The sequence below is a fragment of the Streptomyces altiplanensis genome (genome assembly GCF_053591575.1).
Window position 1 is genome coordinate 1 of sequence record NZ_JBSFUB010000197.1, and the last position, 4,506, is coordinate 4,506.

Annotated in this window: 4 protein-coding genes; 3 read left to right on the forward strand and 1 reads right to left on the reverse strand. The window is 70.3% G+C overall.

Annotated elements, in window-relative coordinates:
* Positions 1 to 102: 102 nt before the first annotated feature.
* Both ACWD0Y_RS36185 and ACWD0Y_RS36190 read left to right on the forward strand, forming a co-directional pair.
* A complete protein-coding gene (locus ACWD0Y_RS36185; protein WP_450264506.1) occupies positions 103 to 303 on the forward strand; it encodes a rodlin in 201 nt (66 codons plus the stop codon).
* 325 nt (positions 304 to 628) lie between these two features.
* Positions 629 to 928 (forward strand): hypothetical protein, encoded by a 300-nt coding sequence (locus ACWD0Y_RS36190; protein ID WP_450264503.1) that lies wholly within the window; start codon positions 629 to 631, stop codon positions 926 to 928.
* Positions 929 to 1,217: 289 nt separating this feature from the next.
* Here ACWD0Y_RS36190 and ACWD0Y_RS36195 read toward each other — a convergent pair whose 3' ends face one another.
* Entirely contained in the window at positions 1,218 to 2,882 is a 1,665-nt protein-coding gene (locus tag ACWD0Y_RS36195; protein ID WP_450264504.1) for an OPT/YSL family transporter, read from the reverse strand.
* A 662-nt stretch (positions 2,883 to 3,544) separates the two neighbouring features.
* Here ACWD0Y_RS36195 and ACWD0Y_RS36200 point away from each other — a divergent pair.
* The gene (locus tag ACWD0Y_RS36200; protein ID WP_450264505.1) at positions 3,545 to 4,351 is read left to right on the forward strand and encodes a tRNA-dependent cyclodipeptide synthase; all 807 of its coding nucleotides are present in this window, start codon (positions 3,545 to 3,547) and stop codon (positions 4,349 to 4,351) included.
* The last annotated feature ends 155 nt before the right edge of the window (positions 4,352 to 4,506 follow it).

The window sequence follows — 4,506 nt, forward strand, 5'->3', positions numbered from 1 at the left end:
AGACGTCGAACACCTCTCTCAACGGCACAGGGGCCTCGCGCGTTGCGGGAGGCCACCCCATCACCCGACCGGTGGCCACTCTGAAAACGCTCACTGGCTGCCATCCAGGGCAGCGTCAGCAAGCCGTGCATCGCGCTGCCGACCAAGGTGAACCTCCAGCAGCTCGTCGCCCTGGTGAACGTAGGTATTCAGGACATCCCGATCCTGGCCAACCCGCAGAACCAGCAGTGCACCGAGAACAGCACCCAGGCCAAGAGCGACCAGCCCTTGACCCAGATTGCCCACACCACCCCCGCTCCGTAGGGGAGCCTCACCACGGGATCCTGAGCGGCTCACCCAGGCAGGCCGCGCCCGCACGCGGGATGGAAACGGTTGAAGGGCCGACCGGTACCCGACCCGATCCGCGCCCTCGGCAGTCATGGCCTTCGCGCTGGTCCTGTGCTCCGGTGACGCTGCACAGGACCAGCACGGTGGCCGCCCGCGCGTGCGCCGGGGAGCGGAACGTCGTCCCGGCTACGCCGTTGTGGCATAGCGGGGCTGCGCGGATAGTGAAGGGTCCGAGGGCCTCGTCGGCGTCGTGAGCGGTGCGTTGTTCCTGAGGGCGGGCCCTTTTGATGGGGAGGCATGTATGAAGCGCGTCGGATCGTGGTTGTCCTCGCTGGCCCTGGGTGTCGGGCTGGTGGTCGCTGCGGGAAGCCCTGCGGCTGCGGACCCGTACGACTGCAGTACCTGGTACAAGTCCAGTACCACCGCTGCCGGCACGTGTACCAACGGCACCGGCGAGTTCCGCGTGTACACCAGGTGCGACCGGAACTGGGCGCAGGACTACACCGTCTATGACCCCACGTGGCGCCGGGTCGGCGCCACCAGCACCGCGATCTGCCACAGCGGTGGGACGCCGTACGGCGCAGGCATCCAGGTGCGCTGACCTCCCGGGGGTATCGATTCCCGCACCGGTGCCGGCTCTCGCCCGCGCGCTGGTTCCTGGATGCGCTGGTTCTGGGCTCCGTCCCTGCGGATGATGCGAAGAAGGCCGTCGCCAGGCCCGGTGACGGCTCCCGAGCCAGCGGCTGGGCGTTCTGTGTTCGGCTGGGTCCCAGACCTCGGGGTCAGCGGCGCAGGCCACGAGGTGGGGCGGCCTGCTGCCTGGCCCCGGTGATGGGCGGTTCGTCACCGGTGACGGAGCCAAGGCGAGGTGGGTCCCCGGTCCGTGGGGTTCACAGGGCGTCGTGGATGCGGGTGATGTCGTGCAGTGAGCTGCCGGCGATCAGTCCCGCTCCGAGCAGGACGAGGGTCTCGTCCCCGGCCCGGGTCGCCTTGCCGGTTTGGCGGCGGGTGAGGGTGCGGTGCATTCCGCGGACGGTGAGGGCGGCCATGACGAGCCATCCGGCGTGGGGGGCTGCGACGAGGAGGCCGGTGGCGAGCAGGACGCCCATCTGTCGTCCTGTGCCGCCGATGAGTTGGATGGCGGCACCGGGTAGGGCCCACAGGAACATGCACAGGAGGTCGGTGCTGTCGCCGAGGCCGGTGTCGATGGTCGCGGTGTAGACCCTGGCCAGGGGTGGCAGGCGCCCTTGGGAGAAGAGGGGTTGCCACAGCAGGGCGACGGCGGTGAGGGCGATGGCGAAGCCGATGAGTTGGGAGAGGTACTGCTGGCGGCGCCCGGCTTGCTCGAAGGGCAGCCAGGGGCGGGTGTCGGCGCGCAGCAGCCAGCCGGCTTTGAGGTCGTATCCCATGTCGGCGAAGGCGGGGCCGGTCGCGGCGACGTATCCCACCAGCAGGGCCAGGGCCAGGGGTGGCAGGTGGAGCAGGAGGCCCAGGAGGAGGAAGATGAGGGTGACGGCGAAGGCGGGGAACCAGCCGGAGTGCATCGCGGCCAGGCCCACGATCAGCTGGTGCACCAGCGCCGCGACCCCGGCGAGCAGAATCCATCCGGCAACCGCGATGGGCGGCATGTGGGTGGTGATCCCGCCCAGGAGAGCGACCAGGACCGCCCCGGTGGTGAAGAGCAGCAGTCCTTGGGTGAAGCCGCGCCGCAGACGCTTCTCGCCGACGGTGCGCACACCGGGGACGAAGATGTCCCCCGGTTCGTCGTGGGAGTTGTCTGCCGCGGGGCCGGTGCTCGGGCGGGCCCGGAGCAGGAGGAGGGCTTGGACGAGGGCGACGGTGCCGGCGCCGATCATCAGTCCGTGGGGGATGTAGGCGGCGGCCAGGTCGGTGTGGGTGAGGGCGGGAGCGTACTGGGCGACGAGGAGGCCGAGGCCGAACATGCCCAGCGCCCAGGGGTTGCCGAGGAAGGCCACCCCGGCGGCGCTCATGGGCCACCCGCACAAGCCGCCCGCCACTCCGGCCACCGCGCCGACGCCCAGGATCTTCGCTTTGCGCCCTCCCTCGTCCCCGGCCTGAATGGTCTGGGCCGCGGCGACCCCTGGGGGCCAGGCGCCGGAAGCCGGCAGGAGGCGGGAGTCGAAGACCCGGTAGAGCACCCAGCTGTCGACGGCCAACCCGATCACCGCCCCGCCCAGCACCGGCCACACCAGATCGGCCCGGCCCAGCAGGAAGGGGACGGACAGAGGCAGGATCAGGGAATTGGCCGCAGCGAACGTGGCCCCCGAGACAGCCGACTGCACCAGGTTCTGCCGGTGACGATCCCGCATCCCCGACAGAGCGGCCACCGGAACACGGCCGACCAGCATCGCGACCAGCGCACCGACGACAGCCGTATTGCACGCCACCCCCAGACTCGTGATCAGAACAATCCCGATCACCGCACCCAACCCCGACAGCAACACGGTCACGGTCAACGTCAGCGGCTCGAACGCCGACGGATGCCGCCCGACGACAGCGGCCGCGCCGGAGGCCTCAGGGGTGTTGTCGCTCATGCCCGGCAAGCCCGTACACGAGACAGGTACGGTCCGCGCAGCCGGTATCGGGCAACTCCCCCCGCGGGCGCACCCCGGCCACCGGTGCCTTGCGGTATCCCCTCACGCCCTGCGGCTGCCTGCCAGCCCGGCCCGTCCGGCGGCCGGGGCGGTTGCTGTGTCCTGGTGTCGTCGCCCATGAACAACAAGGTCGCCGTACGGGCCGTGCACCGCACACCGGCCGTACTACAGACGGCCCACCGACCACTCCTCCTTTCTCCTTGCAGAGCTCTGTGGACGCCCCCTATCCCGGTGCGGGCGCTGGTGCCGGCATCTTCGGCGTGCCCGTGGTCGCTGACAAGGAAGGCGCGTGCGCAAGCCCGGCGAACCCTCACCGGTGAGTCCACTTGCCGGTCGTTGAGGACTGCGAGTGGCCCTTTCGGCGACACCATCCGCTTATCCGTACCGCGGTCACGATGGTCGGGACAGGACAGAGGTCTGCACCAGGGCCCGTGGCTCGCTCTCCTGTCGTGCGACACCGAGAGCGCCGAGCCGCCCTGCAGCTGCCTGAACTGCTCCGGCGTCTCACTGCGAGGGGTGCCCGCCCCCACGCGGGAAGCCACTCTTCATCTTATGGTGTGATCTGTCATTGATTGTGCGGTTCGGGGAGCGAGGGGATGTGGGTGAGTGTGGAGAGCGAGCTGGTGGAGGTCGCCCCCTGCACCGACAACTGTGCCCGCATCCTGGAGGCGGGCGAGCACCTGGTCCTGATGGTCAGTTGCGGCAATCCCTACTTCTCCGTCTCCCGCCTGACGATCCTGCTCCGGTGGGCCGCCAGGGAGATCAGGCACGTCGACGTCGTGGTGTCGGATCTGGAGATGACCGAGGCCACCTACCTCGCCCGCGGGCTCGAGGCCGGCAAAGCGGCCAAGAAGGCCCGGGCGGACGTGCGGCAGATGGCCTCGCGCATCCGGCGCGCCCGCCAGGCGGCAAGCGCCCCGAAGCTGCGGGTGAGCGAGTTCGGGGACTGGGCCGGCCACCCGGAGTACCACCGTGCGCGCGACCTCGCCCAGCAGGCCCTGCAGGATCCCGCCTACCGCACCCTCTACCGGGACGGCACCCGGCAGGCCGCCAAGGCCCGGATGCCCGAGGGCTGGGAACCCACCGAAGAGCAGATCACCGCCGGACTGGTCCACAGCGACAAAGCGCTGCCCTTCGTCATCAACGCCGCGGGGATCCTGGACGCGGCACACGCGGTCACCGCCTACAGCCGACCCGCCCCCCACTTCACCTACTTCTTCACCCCCGACACCCCCTACCGGGCCTTCCCCGGCCAGGGCTACATCGGCCTACGCGCCCGCGAGAGAGAACCGGAAAGCCCCCGCCCCTCCGGCACCGGGCAGCACCGGGGCGCAGAGCACATCGAGCGCAGGCCCGTGGACGGGGCACGACCGGGCGGCCAAACGGCAGCGGGGACCGGGGAAGAATGAAGAGCGCTGCCCCTCCCACCTGTTGAACCGACGTGAGCCGGGAACCACCGGCGGAGCGCCGGGCCGGTGCGTACGTGGAGATGAAGAACGCCGTCATCGGCGAGGGCACGAAGGTGCCGCACCTGTCGTACGTCGGTGACGCGACCATCGGCGAG